1 protein-coding gene is annotated in these 979 nt (G+C 55.3%); it reads left to right on the top strand.

What is annotated here, in order from left to right:
* A partial coding sequence (locus tag RF647_RS19020; protein ID WP_368813098.1) for a DUF1983 domain-containing protein occupies nucleotides 1–964 on the top strand: 964 nt, incomplete at its 5' end.
* Between the last annotated feature and the right edge of the window lie 15 nt (nucleotides 965–979).

Raw genomic sequence — 979 nt, 5'->3', positions numbered from 1 at the left:
CATTGGGAAGGTACAGACCAGCGTTAATGAGCTTTCCAGCACGGTCGGGGATGTTTCGTCTTCACTCAGTCAGCTTGAGCAAACGGTGGCAACAGAAGATGCCGCCCTGGGCCAGCGAATCGACAGCATCAGCGTGTCTATGGACGGCATGACGGGCGGGGTGAAGAACTCAGCCATTGCCATTATCCAGAACGGGTTGGCGCAGGTGGCCACACGCAAAAGGTTATCCGCAACGGTCGCCGGTAACAGCGCTCAGCTGGACCGTATTGACGAGGTTATCGTTAACGAGAAGGAAGCAACGGCGCGCTCGCTGCTGAGCCTGCAGACGGACGTTAACGGCAACAAAGCATCTATCAACAACCTGAATCAGACGTTCTCGGATTACCAGCAGGCTATGGCCACGCAGGTAAACAGCATCACGGCGACCGTTAATGGCCACACTTCTGCGATCACCACCAACGCGGAGGCCATTGCGAACGTGAACGGCGACCTGAAGGCGATGTACAGCATCAAGGTCGGGTTATCCAGCAACGGTCAGTATTACGCGGCAGGGATGGGGATCGGCGTTGAGAATACGCCATCCGGGATGCAGTCGCAGGTTATCTTCCTGGCAGACCGCTTCGCGGTAACGCACCAGGCCGGAGCGACCGTTACGCTTCCGTTCGTTATTCAGAACGGGCAGACCTTCATCCGAAATACTGTGATTGGTGAAGGGACTATCGACAACACCAAAATCGGCAGCTACATCCAGTCCACAACCTGGGACGGCACGGGGAACGTTGGCTGGCACATCAACAAGTCAGGCTACGCGACGTTCAACAACGTGACCGTTCGCGGCTCGATTTACGCCACAAACGGTAATTTTTCTTTCAATGGCTCCGGCAACACAACGGTTATCAATGGTAATGGCGTAACCATCAATATACCGGGTGGTGGCCGGATCGTACTCGGGACATGGACATAAGATGCCGACAGGATT

Source organism: Kocuria sp. CPCC 205263, assembly GCF_040981075.1.
Taxonomy (GTDB): Bacteria; Actinomycetota; Actinomycetes; order Actinomycetales; family Micrococcaceae; genus Kocuria; species Kocuria rosea.
The sequence above is the reverse complement of the archived record's forward strand: the minus strand, read 5'-3'. Positions and strand labels throughout refer to the sequence as shown.